Source organism: Arthrobacter sp. 05L428, assembly GCF_056397665.1.
In genome coordinates this window covers 1,054,160-1,070,801 of record NZ_JBFTNW010000001.1, presented here as the reverse complement: position 1 = coordinate 1,070,801, position 16,642 = coordinate 1,054,160, and the positions used below count along the sequence as shown (strand labels likewise).

General features: G+C 64.5%; 13 protein-coding genes. 2 read left to right on the top strand and 11 right to left on the bottom strand.

What is annotated here, in order from left to right:
• Positions 1–107: 107 nt before the first annotated feature.
• The 7 genes from nrdF to AC1DH3_RS04980 form a co-directional block, all read right to left on the bottom strand.
• On the bottom strand, positions 108–1,082 hold the full coding sequence (nrdF, locus tag AC1DH3_RS05010; protein WP_024368367.1) for a class 1b ribonucleoside-diphosphate reductase subunit beta: 975 nt from the start codon (positions 1,080–1,082) through the stop codon (positions 108–110).
• 666 nt (positions 1,083–1,748) lie between these two features.
• Positions 1,749–3,869: a class 1b ribonucleoside-diphosphate reductase subunit alpha gene (gene nrdE, locus AC1DH3_RS05005; RefSeq protein ID WP_476908847.1), complete on the bottom strand. Its 2,121-nt coding sequence runs from the start codon at positions 3,867–3,869 to the stop codon at positions 1,749–1,751.
• 80 nt (positions 3,870–3,949) lie between these two features.
• The gene (nrdI, locus tag AC1DH3_RS05000; protein ID WP_441417599.1) at positions 3,950–4,444 is read right to left on the bottom strand and encodes a class Ib ribonucleoside-diphosphate reductase assembly flavoprotein NrdI; all 495 of its coding nucleotides are present in this window, start codon (positions 4,442–4,444) and stop codon (positions 3,950–3,952) included.
• A gap of 42 nt (positions 4,445–4,486) precedes the next feature.
• The gene (gene nrdH, locus AC1DH3_RS04995; protein ID WP_018773329.1) at positions 4,487–4,732 is read right to left on the bottom strand and encodes a glutaredoxin-like protein NrdH; all 246 of its coding nucleotides are present in this window, start codon (positions 4,730–4,732) and stop codon (positions 4,487–4,489) included.
• Positions 4,733–5,210: 478 nt separating this feature from the next.
• Positions 5,211–5,708 (bottom strand): hypothetical protein, encoded by a 498-nt coding sequence (locus AC1DH3_RS04990; RefSeq protein ID WP_441417598.1) that lies wholly within the window; start codon positions 5,706–5,708, stop codon positions 5,211–5,213.
• A 428-nt stretch (positions 5,709–6,136) separates the two neighbouring features.
• Positions 6,137–7,036 (bottom strand): hypothetical protein, encoded by a 900-nt coding sequence (locus tag AC1DH3_RS04985; protein WP_476892399.1) that lies wholly within the window; start codon positions 7,034–7,036, stop codon positions 6,137–6,139.
• A gap of 243 nt (positions 7,037–7,279) precedes the next feature.
• Complete coding sequence (locus tag AC1DH3_RS04980; RefSeq protein ID WP_476892398.1) at positions 7,280–7,912, bottom strand: hypothetical protein; 633 nt, start codon at positions 7,910–7,912, stop codon at positions 7,280–7,282.
• 430 nt (positions 7,913–8,342) lie between these two features.
• Between AC1DH3_RS04980 and AC1DH3_RS04975 the strand changes: the two genes are divergently transcribed.
• Together AC1DH3_RS04975 and AC1DH3_RS04970 are read left to right on the top strand one after the other, a co-directional pair.
• Complete coding sequence (locus AC1DH3_RS04975) at positions 8,343–10,679, top strand: bifunctional polysaccharide deacetylase/glycosyltransferase family 2 protein (RefSeq protein ID WP_441417595.1); 2,337 nt, start codon at positions 8,343–8,345, stop codon at positions 10,677–10,679.
• A gap of 68 nt (positions 10,680–10,747) precedes the next feature.
• Positions 10,748–11,836: a chitinase gene (locus AC1DH3_RS04970; RefSeq protein ID WP_476908722.1), complete on the top strand. Its 1,089-nt coding sequence runs from the start codon at positions 10,748–10,750 to the stop codon at positions 11,834–11,836.
• Between the two features lie 19 nt (positions 11,837–11,855).
• On the opposite strand, the gene AC1DH3_RS04965 is transcribed toward AC1DH3_RS04970, so the two are convergent.
• From AC1DH3_RS04965 to AC1DH3_RS04950, 4 genes are read right to left on the bottom strand one after another with little or no spacing between them, the layout of a single operon-like run.
• The gene (locus AC1DH3_RS04965; RefSeq protein WP_476908721.1) at positions 11,856–13,097 is read right to left on the bottom strand and encodes a class I SAM-dependent methyltransferase; all 1,242 of its coding nucleotides are present in this window, start codon (positions 13,095–13,097) and stop codon (positions 11,856–11,858) included.
• Positions 13,094–14,542 (bottom strand): class I SAM-dependent methyltransferase, encoded by a 1,449-nt coding sequence (locus tag AC1DH3_RS04960; protein WP_476908720.1) that lies wholly within the window; start codon positions 14,540–14,542, stop codon positions 13,094–13,096. Before AC1DH3_RS04960 ends, AC1DH3_RS04965 begins: the two co-directional genes overlap by 4 nt.
• Complete coding sequence (locus tag AC1DH3_RS04955; RefSeq protein ID WP_476908719.1) at positions 14,539–15,270, bottom strand: DUF1365 domain-containing protein; 732 nt, start codon at positions 15,268–15,270, stop codon at positions 14,539–14,541. Before AC1DH3_RS04955 ends, AC1DH3_RS04960 begins: the two co-directional genes overlap by 4 nt.
• The gene (locus AC1DH3_RS04950) at positions 15,267–16,637 is read right to left on the bottom strand and encodes an NAD(P)/FAD-dependent oxidoreductase (RefSeq protein ID WP_476908718.1); all 1,371 of its coding nucleotides are present in this window, start codon (positions 16,635–16,637) and stop codon (positions 15,267–15,269) included. Before AC1DH3_RS04950 ends, AC1DH3_RS04955 begins: the two co-directional genes overlap by 4 nt.
• Positions 16,638–16,642: the final 5 nt, after the last annotated feature.

The following is a 16,642-nucleotide window of genomic DNA, read 5'->3' as shown; positions in this document are numbered from 1 at the left end:
GCCATTTCGGCCGCCTGCAATATGGAAGGAGACTTCTGAGGTGTCAGAACGGCCCCGCACGCGTCTGCGTGCGGGGCCGTTCCAATATTGGGTGCTGACTGAGGAACCTAGAAGTCCCAGTCATCATCCTCAGTGTTAACAGCCTTGCCGATCACATACGACGACCCCGACCCGGAGAAGAAGTCGTGGTTCTCGTCCGCGTTGGGTGACAGGGCCGACAGGATCGCCGGGTTCACGTCGGTGACGGAGGCCGGGAACATGGCCTCGTAGCCCAGGTTCATCAGCGCCTTGTTGGCGTTGTAGTGCAGGAACTTCTTGACGTCCTCGGCCAGGCCGACGGAGTCGTAGAGATCGTGCGTGTACTGGACTTCGTTCTCGTACAGCTCAAAGAGCAGCTCGAAGGTGTAGTCCTTGATCTCCTGCTTGCGCTCCTCGGACAGGCCTTCCAGGCCCTTCTGGAACTTGTAGCCGATGTAGTAGCCGTGCACGGCCTCATCGCGGATGATCAGGCGGATCAGGTCGGCCGTGTTCGTGAGTTTGGCCCGGGAGGACCAGTACATCGGCAGGTAGAAGCCCGAGTAGAACAGGAAGCTCTCCAGCAGCGTCGAGGCCACCTTGCGCTTCAACGGGTCGTCGCCCTGGTAGTAGTCCATGACGATCTGGGCCTTCTTCTGCAGGTTCACATTTTCGGTGGACCAGCGGAACGCCTCGTCGATCTCCTTGGTGGAGGCCAGCGTGGAGAAGATGGAGGAGTAGCTCTTCGCGTGCACCGACTCCATGAAGGCGATGTTCGTGTAGACGGCCTCTTCATGCGGGGTGATCGCGTCCGGAATCAGCGAGACGGCGCCGACGGTGCCCTGGATGGTGTCCAGCAGGGTAAGACCGGTGAACACACGCATGGTGAGCTGCTGCTCGTCCGGGGTCAGCGTCGCCCACGACTGCACGTCGTTGGACAGCGGGATCTTCTCCGGCAGCCAGAAGTTGTTGACCAGGCGGTTCCAGACGTCCACGTCCTTGTCGTCCTGGATGCGGTTCCAGTTAATGGCTTCAACGTGGCTAAGCAGCTTGACCTTCTCGGTCATAGGGTTCCCTCCGACTGATCTTCAGCACGCCGGAAAACGTCCAGCATTCAACTTCCAATCCTAGTCGCTTTGACGCCATGTTCTCACCGACTCCCCGATTCAGTGGTCGTGTTCACGTCTAACTTTCAAGCAATCCCGAAGTATGCAGATACGCCCATGAGTGGGCCCACTTCTGTGGACCCACTCATAGGTTTTGCGATGTCAATCACTTGGGACGGAGACTAATCCCGCCCTACTTCGACTCTTTTACGGTCGTCGACGGATGCGACTTTCCGTACTTCGGCGTTACATAACGACCGGTCTTGGCGCTGCGGTATGAACCATTAGCCATTGGAGACTCCTCCTCTCTGTTGAGCTAGCGAGTGGACCACGGTCAGCCCTACATGGGGCGAATCGTGATGCGGATAGTGCGGCGAATCGTACGTCGTACGGTGGCCATAACTACCAACTCCTTCCAGGGCTGATGCCCGGGAGGAGGGTCGTCGACAGACGACCGACAACTCCTGTAAACTCAACAGTCCAAGGTAGAAATTGGAACAGTCTCGTATCCGGGACTTTTTGAGGGGCCGTGTTACAGCATGGCCCCTCAAGCTTTTAAGTCTTGCGGACGACGGCGGGCGGGCGGGCGCCCGCCGTCGTACCTAGCAGTTTTCAACCGATATTTGGTTACAGCATGCAGCTGACGCAGCCGTCTACCTCGGTCCCTTCCAGCGCGAGCTGGCGGAGACGGATGTAGTAGATGGTCTTGATGCCCTTCTTCCAGGCGTAGATCTGGGCCTTGTTAATGTCGCGCGTGGTGGCGGTGTCCTTGAAGAACAGCGTCAGGGACAGGCCCTGGTCCACGTGCTGCGTGGCGGCGGCGTAGGTGTCGATGACCTTCTCGTAGCCGATCTCGTACGCATCCTGGTAGTACTCCAGGTTGTCGTTGGTCAGGTACGGCGCCGGGTAGTACACGCGGCCCAGCTTGCCTTCCTTGCGGATTTCGATCTTGGACGCCACCGGGTGGATCGAGGAGGTGGAGTTGTTGATGTAGGAGATCGAGCCGGTCGGCGGGACGGCCTGCAGGTTCTGGTTGTAGATGCCGTGCTCCATGACGGAAGCCTTCAGCTCGCGCCAGTCATCCTGGGTGGGGATGTGGATGTGCGCGAACAGCTCGGCGACCTTCGCCGTCTGCGGGACCCATTCCCGGTCCGTGTACTTGTCGAAGAACTCCCCGGACGCGTACTTGGACTTCTCGAAGCCGCCGAAGGTCTGGCCGGTCTGGATGGCCAGCAGGTTCGAGGCCCGGACAGCGTGGTAGACAACCGAGTAGAAGTAGATGTTGGTGAAGTCCAGGCCCTCTTCGGACCCGTAGTGGACCCGCTCGCGGGCCAGGTAGCCGTGCAGGTTCATCTGGCCGAGGCCGATCGCGTGGCTCTGGTCGTTGCCGCGGGCAATCGAGGGCACCGAGGTGATGTTAGACATGTCCGAGACTGCCGAGAGCGAGCGGATGGCCGTCTCGATGGTCAGGCCGAAGTCCGGCGAGTCCATGGCCTTGGCGATGTTCATCGAACCCAGGTTGCAGGAGATGTCCTTGCCGGTCTGGTCGTAGGACAGGTCATCGTGGTACGTCGTCGGCTGGGAGACCTGGAGGATCTCCGAGCACAGGTTGGACATGATGATCTTGCCGTCGATCGGGTTTTCCCGGTTCACGGTGTCCTCGAACATGATGTACGGGTAGCCGGATTCGAACTGGATCTCGGCGAGGGTCTGGAAGAACTCGCGGGCCTTGATCTTGGTCTTCTTGATCCGGGAATCGTCCACCATCTCGTAGTACTTCTCGGTGACCGAGACGTCGGAGAACGGCATGCCGTAGACCTTTTCGACGTCGTACGGCGAGAACAGGTACATGTCCTCGTCCTTCTTGGCCAGCTCGAAGGTGATGTCCGGGATGACGACACCCAGGGAGAGGGTCTTGATGCGGATTTTCTCGTCCGCGTTCTCGCGCTTGGTGTCCAGGAAGCGGTAGATGTCCGGGTGGTGGGCGTGCAGGTACACCGCGCCGGCACCCTGGCGGGCACCGAGCTGGTTGGCGTAGGAGAAGCTGTCCTCGAGGAGCTTCATCACGGGGATGACGCCGGAGGACTGGTTCTCGATCTGCTTGATCGGCGCGCCGACCTCGCGGATGTTGGTCAGTGCGAACGCGACGCCGCCGCCGCGCTTGGAGAGCTGCAGCGCGGAGTTGATGGACCGGCCGATCGACTCCATGTTGTCTTCGATGCGGAGCAGGAAGCAGGAGACCAGCTCGCCGCGCTGCTTCTTGCCCGCGTTCAGGAACGTGGGGGTGGCCGGCTGGAAGCGGCCTTCGATGATCTCGTCCACCATCTGCAGGGCAAGCTTCTCGTCGCCGCGGGCCAGGTGCAGGGCCACCATGCAGACGCGGTCCTCGTAGCGCTCCAGGAAGCGCTTTCCATCGAACGTCTTGAGCGTGTAGGAGGTATAGAACTTGAACGCGCCAAGGAAGGTCTCGAAGCGGAACTTCTTCTTGTAGGCGCGGTTGAAGAGCTCGCGGATGAAGTTCATCGTGTACTGGTCGAGGGTTTCCCGCTCGTAGTACTCGTTCTTGACGAGGTAGTCGAGCTTTTCCTCGAGGTCGTGGAAGAACACGGTGTTGTTGTTCACGTGCTGCAGGAAGTACTGGTGGGCAGCCTCGCGGTCGGCCTCGAACTGGATCTCGCCGTTGGGGCCGTAGAGGTTCAGCATGGCGTTGAGCTCGTGGTAGCCCAGGCCCTGGTAGGCGGCCGGCATGGCCGGCTTCTCGCCAGCTACGGTGTGCTTCTCGACGGCGGTATTGCTGGCCTTACCGGCGGTGCCGTGGGAGTCCCCGGTCACTTCGGTGTCTGCGACAGTCGTGTCCAAAATTCTTCCAATCCTTGTTGTACTCGGCTGACGTCTTCCGGCGTCCCCATGAGTTCGAAACGATATAGGTGCGGGACCTGGCACTTGGCGGCGACGATGTCCCCGGCCATGCAGTAGTTGTCCCCAAAGTTCGTGTTGCCCGCCCCGATCACTCCACGGAGCTGTTGCCGGTTCCTCGGATCGTTCAGAAAGCGGATGACCTGCTTCGGAACCGATCCTTCTCCCCCGGTCCCCCCGTAGGTGGGAAGCACCAGCACGTAGGGCTCGGTCGCCACCAGCCCCGGTTCCCTCGCGTGGAGGGGGATGCGGGCGGCGTCGACACCCAGCTTCGCAACGAAGCGTTTGGTGTTCTCGGAGGTGGAGGAAAAGTAGATGAGGTGGCTGCTGGTGGTTCGGACCGGGTCCGGATCTCCGGCGCCTGCTGCCAGCGGCGTGTCAGCTGTTGCCGCTGTAACCGGTGCCATCGGAGTCACCTCATCTGACGTGCTTGTGCCGTGTGTTGGCTTTCAGGCGACCGCGACGGCGGCAGCCTGTGCCAGTTCTTCGATCTTGTCCGGGCGAAATCCGGACCAGTGATCCTGGTCGGTGACGACGACCGGGGCCTGCATGTAGCCCAGGGACTTGAGTCGCTCAAGGGCCTCGGCATCCTGGGAGATGTCGACGCTCTGGTAGGCGATGCCCTTCTTGTCGAGAGCGCGGTAGGTGGCGTTGCACTGCACGCAAGCCGGCTTCGTGTAAACCGTAACGGTCATGTCCTTCAGTCCCCTTTGTTGAAATCTGTGGTTCGTGTCCGGTGGGGCCTGACCGGAACAGGAATCCTTATCCGTTACTGGCCTCGCCTGGCGGTCTGCAACCGCTCCGCTCGAACTGTATGTCGATACTACATGTAGTGCAAGAGTCCCGCGCGGACCCCAAGATGATGTATTACAAGTATGTCATTTAACCCACTTTTAATCCACAGCCCAGGGCCTTCAAAATGTCCGGATTTCAGCCGTTTTCGAGGACGAAATCCACACCCTGTGGAGTACTTAGCCACAATTAACCGCCCCGCGTGTCGCATTTTGGACGGCGTGTCGCAGGTGCGTCGCAGCAGGCCGCGGAGTGGCACGAAGCACCACATCCAGTGGGCGAAGGCACAGCAAGAGCCACCCCGAGTGTCCGGACCGGGATGGACGGGTTTGGACCCGAGGCGGCGGCGCGCTGCCCTCGGCAGGTGGCGCCCGGCCGGGTCTAGTCCGCCGGACGCAGCGAGGTGATCATCTGCCGTAGCGAGTCGTACTCCTCGGTTCCCGTATAGGACTCCGGAGTGTCGACGTCGGGCGTGTCCCCCGGTGTCGTAAGGAGCGGATCGTAGACGCCGCTGAAGGCCGCCACGCCCGGCGGCCAGTTGAAGAACTGGAAAATCGGGCAGGCGCTGGGGCCGGCCGGCAGCGGTGCGGAGGTGATCCCGTAGGACAACGGGGCCGGCCTTGAGGGGTAGGACTCATGGTCGTCCCGGCCCTCGAACACAAAGCGCGGCTTTACACCGTTCCGGGCAAGCGCCGGCAACTCCTGTGAGTCCATCAGGGCATAGGGCAACTTCCGGGTGCAGTTCGCCTTGGTCACAATGTTGGTCCGCAGGGTGGCGATCGACTTGCGGGCGCCGGTGAGGACTTCGATGAAGACTCCCCCGGGCGCTGCCTCGCGGGCCCGGTCCTTGACGGTCCAGTCCGGCGGGTAGTCGAACATAAGCGTGCCATCCGGCGTCGTGTAGGTCTTCCAGTCGGCCTGCCCTGTCGGCCGGGGTGAAGCCTGGGCCAACGGTTTCAGGCCCGGCTTCGAGCTTGCGGACGAGGCGGCCGGCGACGGCGTAGCTGTCCCGGTACCCGTTGGCGGGCCACTGGGGGAAGAACAGGACGCCAGCAGAAAAGCGACGCAAAACCCTACTGAAACTGCCCTGACGGACTGTGCGGACCGACGCATGGCGCCCTCCCCTTTTGGGTGCGACTACTCCATCCAAGTCTGCGTTGTCCCAGGCCAGGAACAAGGGTCTTTGGGCCTCCGGAGCGGAACGGGGCGGCCCAACACCGGCCCCGCCAACAGAAAACGGGGGCCGGCGAAGTCTCGCCAGCCCCCGCAGGGCCTCCGGCCGAAGCCGGAGGTCAATCTCCCGAAAGCTACCGCTTCAGGAGCGTGTTGCCATAGCCGGCGTCGCACTTGCCGTCGTGGATCACGCCCGTGCCCGGGGCAACCGCGTAGTTGCTTGCAGGGTTGAAGACGGCCGTACGGACGTTCGTCACCCGGCTGGCGCAGTTGTCGGCACCGTCAGCGCTCATGCTCTGGCCGCCGATCCACATGTCGATCCAGATGGTGGAGTTGGTCCCCTCCACGTTGGTGCCCTGGTGGCAGGGGCCGCCCTGGGGGTCGTCGCCGTCGCCGCAGCTGTCCTCGACGATAAAGTAGCGGCGCACGTCCGGAAGATAGATCCGGGTGCCGGCCGGGAAGTCCAGCACGTCCTTACCGGTGGCAGTGGAATGACCCACGGCGATGGTGATCGGGTCGTTGTAGGTGCCGGTGCCCCCGGCCGTGCTGTGCAGAATGGGGTGGCTGATCGTGGCTGAGCCCACCGGTGTGTTGTCGTACCAGGTGTACGCCGTCGTGTACGTGGTGTGGACAACCCGCTCGGAGGACGACGCCGGCACAACGGGTGCCGGGGCCGGCTTCGGAGCCACGGCCGGCACGGCGGGTGCGGCGGGAACAGTTACCGGAGTCTTTACTGCGGCTGCCGTTTTGGCTGCTGCAGCGGCTGCGGCTTTCTGAGCCGCGGCCTTCTGCGCTGCTGCCGCCTTGGCCTTCTTGGCGGCTACAGCTGCAACCTTGGCCTTCTCGGCAGCGGCCCGCTGCGAGGCGCCGACCTCGGCGGACGGCTTGTCGGCAGCGGCCGAAACCTCAACGCCGGCGTTTGCCGCTCCGGAAGACTGGGCGGATGAATTGGAGGCGCCGGTTTCGGCGCCACACGCCGAGGTGGCGAGGAGGACCGAGAGCATGCCGGCGGCCAGCAGAGTATTTCTGCGCATGGAAAATAAAGCCTTTTCATGGGGTGCGGAAAACGGGCAGTCCCTGGGGATGGTTCCTGCCCGGAGTTGGTCACGGCATGCGGAGCGCTAAGACGCCTCGCCGAGGGGATTACCACACGCAAGAGCATTCTGGATGTTCTGTCGGGCGTGTGTACCAACCGGTAACCCAAACGTTACCTTGGCAAGCGCGGAGAGGCCAATCGACAGGGTCCTTTGACCTGTTTTCAAACTCGGCGCAGGAAATCAGCGGGCCTTCGGGGACGGTGACGTGGTGACGAGCTGATTGCCGTAGCCGCTATCGCACTTGCCGTCGTGGATCACACCCACCCCGGAAGCCACGACGTAGTTGTCCGCAGGGTGGAAGACGGCGGCCCGGACACCGGTTACCTGGTCCGCGCAGCGCCTGGCAAATGACTCGCTCTCCCCCTCGCCGCCAATCCAGACATCAAGCCAGCTGGATGCACCCCCGTGCCTGGCCGCCAGTGCGTGGCAGGGCCCGTCCTCCGGGGTGGGGCCGTCCCCGCAGGTGTCCTCCACGATGAAGTACCGGCGGACGTCGGGTAAGTAGATCCGGGTGCCGGCAGGGAAATCAAGGACATCCTGGCCTGTCTCCAGGGAGTGCCCGACGGCGATCGTCACCGGATCCGCGTAGGTCCCTGCCCCGCCCGCCTTCTTGTGCAGCACCGGGTGGCTGATGTCCGGGGAGCCCTCGGGCGTGTTGTCGAACCAGGTATAGGCCGTGATGTACGTGTCCGGGACGGCCGAGAGCCCCGATGACGAAGGAGAAGGCGGTGGCGAAGGCGGCGCGCCCTCGCACGCGGCGGCAGCCAGGACAACCGACAGCAAGCCCGCGGCCAGTCCGATCTCTCTGCGCATTCGGCATCTGCCTCCACTAATTCGGACCACGTACCTAGAACGCTACCCGTCGGCCCGGCTGCGGCGATAGACGCAAGCTTCACCCGTCTCTCAGAGTCCGGCGGCACCCCAGTTGTGCCCCGCCGCGCTTACTCGACTCGTCGCCACCAATCGCGGTAGTCGGCCCCTCAAACCAAGTAGAACCACTCTTAAAACGCGGGTGTTTCCTACGCGTGTGTGACCCCATCGGGCGCTCCTAACCTCGAAGGCATAGGGGACGCCGCGAACCGGCGGCTCCCGCGGCTTCAAGGGAGAGATCAGATGAGCGCCGATTTTTCCCTCCGCGAATTGGTCGCCAATTCCGGGTTTGACCCCCGGGCACGAGCGCTGGCGCTCACGCCCTGACTCCGGTCGGGACTTCATCACACCAGATTCCCTGTCGAGGCAATCCATGAAGAAAATATCCCCAGTTTCCGGCACTGCACCGGTCTTCTTCGATCCCAGTGGAAAACGGTGGCGACGCATCCTCGTCGCCCTGGTGGCGAGCGTGCTGTTGATCGTCCTGTCGGTCGTGTGGATCCTGCCCGCTGCCAGCGCACCGGTATGGAAAGCGGCGGAGAACCAGTCCGTGGAGTATCCCCGGAAATTGCTGTCCACCCAGGATCTGCGCAACATTCCCCGAATCGGCCCCGAAGGGGGCTTCGCCTTCGACCGGATAGCGCTCATCGAGCGGCGAGGCGGCAAAGTCTTCCTCAAGGATCCCTTCAGCAACACCATCTGGAGGGAGGCCACCGCCGAGGAAATTGAGCTGATCGGCAACAGCCCCTACGCCATGGAAACTTTTGGGAAGCCGGCGGACCACACATTGATGTTGACCTTCGATGATGGGCCGGACCCGCGGAATACGCCGCAAATTCTGGATTTGCTGTCCAAAGAAGGCGTGCCGGCGACGTTCTTCACGGTTGGCGACAACATCGTGAAGTACCCGGATATCTTCCGCCGCATGACCCAGGAAGGTCATATGGTCGGAAACCACACGATGTCCCACATCGATTTCTGGGCTCACGACGACCTGTTTAACCGCCAGCAAATTATCGGGGCGGACCGGGTTATGCGCGCCGCAGACAACTATGGAACACGGCTGTTCCGGATCCCCACCGGAGACCCGGAAAACAACACATTGGCCCTCCTGCAATCCCAGCAGTTGGGGTTCCTCCACATCAACATGGACTTTGATACGCGTGACTGGTCCTACGCCCCCGGCGTTCCGATCAAGGCGCAGAAACTGGACGGACAAGGGCACATTGTCCTAGTTCACGACGGCGGCGGTGATCGCAGCGCAACGATCGAAATGCTGAAGACTTTCATCCCGCAGGCAAAAGCGATGGGTTACACCTTCACCACGGTCGAGCCGCTGCTTCCGCCCGAATACATTCCCCAGTCGGACGCCAAGGCCGCCGTGGAGGACGATGCGACCCTGGCCGCGATGACGACGTATCTAGTGACTCCGAACGTGGTCCTCACCTGGCTTTTCTGGTTCGGAATCGGCTCGCTGACCGTCCTGACGTTCCTCTACGTGGTCCTCGCCGTCATCAACAATCAGCGGCAGAAGAAACGTCTTTGGGCGGACGTCAAGGAGGAAGAGTGGCCGTTCGTCAGCGTCGTCCTGCCGGTGTTCAACGAAGAACTTGTCGTGGCCAAAACATTGGATGCCCTTAGAGCCAGCGACTACCCCCGGATGGAAGTCGTCGCCATTAATGACGGCTCTACCGACGGCACTTTGGCGGTTCTTTCCGAATACGCCCAGACCTGGCCGCAACTGCGCGTCATCGACCAGCCCAACGGCGGAAAGTCCGCCGCCAGTAACCACGGAATAGCCCAGTCCCGCGGAGAAATTGTGGTCACCCTCGACGGTGACACGCTGTTTGAACCCCAGACCATCAAGATGTTTGCCCGCCATTTCCTGGCGCCGCGCAACGGCAAGATCGTCGGAGCAGTCGCCGGGCACGTGAAAGTCGGAAACCGCCGCAATCTCCTGACTGCCTGGCAAAGCCTTGAATATCTCTCCGGCATCTGCGTCACCCGAATGGCGGAGGGCCTGATGGGAGCGATCTCGATTGTCCCGGGCGCCTGCGCAGCCTGGCGGCGGGAGGCACTCATCCAGGCAGGCGGCTACTCCCACGACACGCTCGCAGAGGATGCTGACCTCACCCTCTCCCTGCAGCGGCTCGGCTACAGCATCGTGCAGGAGAACTCCGCCGTGGCATGGACGGAAGCGCCCATGACCCTGCGGGGATTGTTCAAGCAGCGGCTCCGCTGGACTTATGGCAACATCCAGACGCTCTACAAGCACCGCTCGATGCTCTTCAATCCCCGGTTCGGCGCCCTCGGCATGCTGACCATGCCCTACGCCCTGATCTCGGTGCTGGTTCCGCTGGTCTTCATGCCCCTGACGGTCATTGTGGCTGTGACCAGCCTGGCCCGCGGCGAATGGCAGGCCGTCGCCGCGTTCTCGGTGTTCGTCGCCGCAACCCACATGATCATCTCGATAGTGGCCGTGCTGATGGTCCATGAGAGCCCGATGCACCTCCTCATGGTCCCCATCTACCGGCTCATCTACGAACCCCTCCGCGCCTACGTGGTGTTCGGGTCCGCGATTCTGGCCCTGCGGGGCACCGCCGTCGGCTGGTACAGGCCCGAACGCACCAACAGCGTCCTGATGCCGACGGGCCAGGCAAAACTGGGTGCCCTCGCCCCGGCGCATGCGGACCAGCTGGCCCCGTTGTAGCCTAGGGCCGTTGGCGGGATCCGTGGCGAAGAAAGGGACGGCCCTCGTGGCGGACGGAGGAAGCATTCATGCAAAGACGGAATAGGCCCCGCTCCCGCAACCGGAGCGGGGTCCTCGCCACCTCCGCCGTAGTGTTGGCGGTTGCCGCTTGTTCTCCGGCACCGCCGACCAACTACGGACAGGAGCCGCGCAGGAGCCAGTCCGCGCCGGCCCCTCAGTGGTTCGGCGGCTACCTCGACGTCACGCTCCTCCCGAGCCTGCGCCTACAGGACACGGCACTTCACGGAGCCGCCACCACGGTCCTGTCCTTTGTTGGCGCACATCCGAAAAATACCTGCCAACCCTCCTGGGACGGCGTACACACGCTTGACCAGGCCGGCGCCAAGCTGAGCGTGGACGACCAGATCAAATCATTCCGCAAGGCCGGCAATGACATAGCTGTCTCTTTCGGAGGACAGCTCGGCAAGGAGCTCGCCGAAACCTGCACCGACCTCGCCGCGCTGGTGAAGGCCTACGCGGCGGTCATCACCAAGTACGGACTCGACACCCTGGACTTCGACATAGAAGGCGCGGGCTTGAGCGATCAGGCCGCGGCAACACGACGTGCCGCGGCCGCCGCGAAGCTTCAGGCCGACAGTCCTGCCGTCAACCCGTTGAAGGTCTGGCTGACCCTTCCCGTGTCGATGCAGGGCCTGACGACGGATGGCGAAAAGTCCGTGACAGCCATGCTGGACGCCGGAGTCGAACTCGCCGGCGTCAACATCATGGTGATGGACTTTGAACCGCTCGCGCCTGGCCAGACGATGCTCGCCGCGGCAAAAAGCGCTGCCGAGGCTACCCACCAGACTCTGGGTGCACTGTACAAGCAAGCCGGCAAGCCGCTCGACGATGCGGCGTTGTGGCAGCGGATCGGGCTCACCCCGATGATCGGGGTGAACGATGTGAAAGGCCAGGTCTTCACCCTCGCGGACGCCGAAGGCCTGAACAGCTTCGCCGCGGAACGCGGCATCGGGCGGATGTCCATGTGGTCGCTGAACCGGGACATCGCCTGCACTTCCGCCAGCCGGCCCGAAGAAGGCAGCAGCGCCTCCAGCAACTGCAGCGGCGTGCAGCAGGCGCCCGGGATGTTCGCGAAGCTGCTGGCCAAGTCCTTCTAGGGTGGAGCTTCCGGAACTGTTACTCCGGCCGGCTGCAGAGGATCTGTTCCACGCCCATCCGGCCCTCCGCGAAGCTGCGCAGTGCGCCCACCAAGTACAGCCGCCATACCCGGGCAATCTCCTCACCCATCATCGCGACGGCGGCGTCGTAGTTCTGCTCGAACCGCGCGTGCCAGGCCTCAAGAGTGCGGACGTAGTCGCGGCGCATCGCCTCAACGGCCTCGACCTCAAGACCGGCGCCCTCCAGGAACCCCAGCGTCTCCCCGACCGGGCGCATGTGCATGTCCGGGGCGATGAACGACTCGATGAACGGCCCTCCCCCGGGATGCTTGCCGCGACGGGACATCTGCTGCACCAGGACGCGGCCGCCGGGGACCACGTTGTTGAACAATGCGGCGGCGTAGATGGGGTAGTTACGCTGCCCCACGTGCTCACCCATCTCGAGCGATGCCACGGCGTCGAACGGGCCGTCCGGGATCTCGCGGTAGTCCTGCACCCGGATGTCTGCCCGGCCCTCCAGCCCTCGCTCCTTGATCCGCGCGTCGATGAACGCCTTCTGCTCGACCGACAGGGTGACACCGACGACGTCGACGCCGTAGTGCTGCGCCGCATGCAGGCTCAGCGATCCCCAGCCGCAGCCGATATCGAGCAGCCGCATCCCCGGCTTCAGCCCGATCTTGCGGCAGACCAGATCCAGCTTGTCCCGCTGGGCGTCCTCGAGCCCATACCCTGGGGCGGCGTTCCCGCGGGAATCCATCCAGTAGCCGCTGGAATACGCCATCTGCGGGTCCAGGATCAGCGCGTAAAAGTCGTTGCTGAGGTCGTAGTGGTGGCTGATGGCGGCGCGGTCACGGATCAGGCTGTGCAGCCGGCCCTTCACCCGGGCCTGGCTGGCCGGCGGTTCGGGCGGCGCGCCCAAGGCGCCGGCAGCCTTAGCGATCCGGCCGACGCCGGCCAGAATGGACGGGGTGGGCCGGACGCCGGACAGGCCGCGGTCCCGGACCACCTTCCAGAGGTGCTCAAGCGCCGAGTTCAGGTCGCCGTCGACGTCGAGTTCCCCGGTGACGTAAGCCTGCGCGGCACCCAGCTCCCCCGGCGCCCAGAGCAGCCGGCGGATGGCATCCGGGGAGTTGAGCCGCACCACCGGAGCCCCGGCCGGACCAGCCTCGCTGCCGTCCCACACGACGAGCCGGACGGGGAGTTCACCGCCGACCACCGGGCGAAGGACGTCAGCGATCATGGTTGCAAGCGCCGCCGTCATCCTGCGGTCCGCTCGCTGGAAACCTTGGCCGCTGCCTTACCGGCGGCAGTCTTGCTGGAAACCTTGTCCAGCACGATCTGCTGCACGTCCAGGTAACCGGTCTCAAAGCCGGCGCGGGAGTAGCACAGGTAGAACAGCCACATCCGCTGGAAGATTTCGTCGAACCCGAGGGCGCGGACCTCCTCCGCGCGGGCCATGAAGCGTTCCTCCCAGAGCCGCAGGGTCTGGGCGTAGTGTTCGCCCATGGCGAGGCGTTCGCGGACCCGGAGCCCGGTCTGCTTCTCGGTGATCTCCTCGATCGCCCGGACCGAGGGGATGACGCCGCCCGGGAAGATGTACTTGTGCACCCAGGTGTAGCTGGTCCGGGTGGCGATCAACCGGTCGTGGCCGATAGTGATGGCCTGGATGGCGACCTTGCCGCCGGGGGCCAGGACGCGCTCGATCGTCTGGAAGTAGGTGGCCCAGTACTCGTAGCCGACCGCCTCGATCATCTCCACGGAGACGACGGCGTCGTACTCGCCTTCCACGGCGCGGTAATCCTTGAGCTCGATCGTGACGGCGTCGGCGTAGCCTGCTTCGGCCACGCGCTGTCGCGCCAGTTCCTGCTGCTCGCTGGAGAGGGTCACGGAGTAGACCGTCGCCCCGCGGGCCGCGGCCCGGAGGGCAAGTTCACCCCAGCCGGTGCCGATTTCCAGCACGCGGGTTCCCTCCGTGACACCGGCCTTGTCCAGCAGCCGGTCGATCTTCGCCTGCTGCGCGGCGGCCAGGCCGTCCCAGGCAACATTCCGCAACGCGTCGCCGCTCTCCGGGAAGAGGGCGCTGGAGTAGGTCATGGTGCTGTCCAGGAACGTGGCAAAGAGCTCGTTGGACAGGTCGTAGTGCCGGGAGATGTTGGAGCGGGTGTTCTGCTCCGTGTTCCGCTCGGTGCGCGGCGTCCGGGGCAGGTACAGGCCGCGGAGCTTCTGCAACGGCTCAGGTACGAGTGTTCCAGCCCGGGCCGCGAAGACCTCCATCACGGCGGTCAGGTCGTCCGCGTCCCAGTCCCCGGCCATGTAGGACTCACCAAGGCCGATCAGTCCGCCGTCGCCGAGCCGGGCAGCGAATGCCTCCGGACGGTTCATCGTCATCACCGGGAAGGACTGGCCCGGCCCGGCCTGGCCGGATGCCGCCCTCCCGAGGACGGAGCCGTCGGGGTAGCGCACCTCCAGCGGGAGGCGGCGCACCGCGGCACGGAAGATCGCATCGGCGGCCTTCCCCGCCAGCCGGGCCTTGAGGCTGGAGGGCACGGCCGCGATGCTGGGCCAGATCGTGGCGTCGATAGCCGCCGGCGGCTGCGGAACCGTGTAGGGCACCGACGGGTTCGCGGATGTGTTCGTCTGCGCCGTGTTCGCCTGCGTAGTGTTCGTCTGCGCAGGCTGGGACCCGGTCGCTTCGGTCATGGTCACTGGACTGCCTCCTGTGAGGGGTGGTGTGGTCTTTTGATGATGGGCAACCTACGTGCCCAAAGCTTGATTCCCTGCCAGCGGATCTGCGCGGCCACCCGCAGCGGCGCCAGCGGGACGGCGAGCGCCGCGGCCAGGATGTTCGGCACGGTGGCGTCGCGGCGGCTGCCGTCCACAGTCGCGACGAACGGCTTCTGCCCGTCCCGCTCCAGGACAATCGAGACGGCGAGCCGCTCGGCGGGTTCCGGCAGCTTCATCCGGTACTGGCCGTCGACGTCGTTGAACGGCGAGACGTAGAACGCCTTGGGTACGGTGGCCCGTCCGGCGTCGTCGGTCTCCAGCAGGTAGCAGTGCCGTTCCCCGTACGTGTTGTGGACCTCGGCGACGACGCAGCGCAGCTCCCCCGCGGCGTCGTGGCACCAGAACAGGCTGAGCGGGTTGAAGACGTGGCCGAAGACGCGCGCGCTGGCCAGCATGGTGATCCGCCCGCCGTCGAGCTCAATGTTCTGGGTGGCGAGATAACTTTCCACGTTGCCGCGCAGCGTTCCGTCCGGGTCACCGAGGTGGTCCGCCACGCAGAAGCCGGCCAGCGGGGCGAGCCAGCGCGGCAGGCTGGGGAGGGAATCGACGTCGACATACCAGCTGTAGCTGCGGTAAGTGAAGGCATTGTGCAGCGGGGTGCGGCGCACGTGCGCGATCGACGTGCGGTAAATGGCTGCCTGACTGCTCATGCACCCTCCTGGGCAGCCGCCTGCAAGGAAGCCGCCTTCACTTCGGCAACACCGGCGGGTTCCCACTCGCGTCCCAGCTTCCCTGCGGCGCGGACGCCGGAGAGGGCGCCGTCCTCATGGAAGCCCCAGCCGTGGTAGGCGCCGGCGAACGCCAGGCTGCCGTCGCCAAGGCCCAGGATCTGCTGCTGGGCGCGCAGTGAATCAGGCGTGTACTGCGGGTGTTCGTAGACCATCCGCTCAAGGACGGTGCCGTCTCCAATCAGCTCCGACTCGCCCAGGCTGACGATGTAACGCTTACCGTCCGCCGGTTCCAGACGCTGCAGGCGGGTCATGTCGTAGCTGACCAGGACCCGGTCGGGGCGGGCGTCGCACGAGGGCAGCCGGTAGTTCCAGGACGCCTTGGCATTGTCGCTGGCGGGCAGCACGGCGTCGTCGCGGTGGAGGACCGTGTGGTTGACCGAGTAGGGCATGCCGGCCAGGGCTTCGCGCTCGGCGGCAGTGGCGTCCTCGAGCATCCGCAGCGCCTGCGCCGGATGGGTGGCGATCACGACGGCGTCGAACTGCTCGGTGCTCTCCCCGGTGGTGACTTCCACCCCGCCGGCGTGGCGGCGGACCCGTGTGACCGGGCTGGAGAGGCGGATGTCCGGCAGTGTCGCGGCGACTTTATCCACGTAGCTGCGCGAGCCGCCGGTGACCGTGCGCCATTGCGGGGAGCCCTTCACGCCGAGCAGCCCGTGGTGGCCGAGGAAGGTGAAGAGGTAGCGGGCCGGGTAGGCCAGGGCGGTGGTGGGGTCGCAGGACCACACTGCGCTGACCACGGGGGTCATGAAGTGGACGACGAAGTAGCTGCTGAACTTCTCCCGGTCCAGGAACTCGCCGAGGGTCAGCTCGGGCGCAGCCGTGCCGGTGGCGGCGTCGGCCTCGGCCAGCAGGGCCCGGGCCCGGCGGTAGAAGCGGGTGACCTCCAGCAGCATCAGCAGGTAGCGGCCGCGCATCAGGGTGGAGGGCCTCGGGATGATGCCCCGCGCGCCGCCCCGGGCGCCCGCGTATTCCAGTCCGCAGCCGTCGCAGCGGATGGACATGCTCATTTCCGATTCCTGGGTCTGCACGCCCAGTTCCTTGAACAGCCGCAGCAGGGTGGGGTAGGTCCGGTTGTTGTGGACGATGAAGCCGGTGTCGATCCCCAGGACGGAGCCGTCGGCCTGGCCGACGTCGTGCGTGTGGGCGTGGCCCCCAAGCCGTGCATCCGCTTCGAACACCGTCACGTGGTCGCGCCGGTTCAGGACGTAGGCGGCGGTCAGTCCGGCAACCCCGCTTCCGATCACGGCGACGCGCCGTCCGTCCGGGATTCTTGATGCTTGCTGCACTGGTC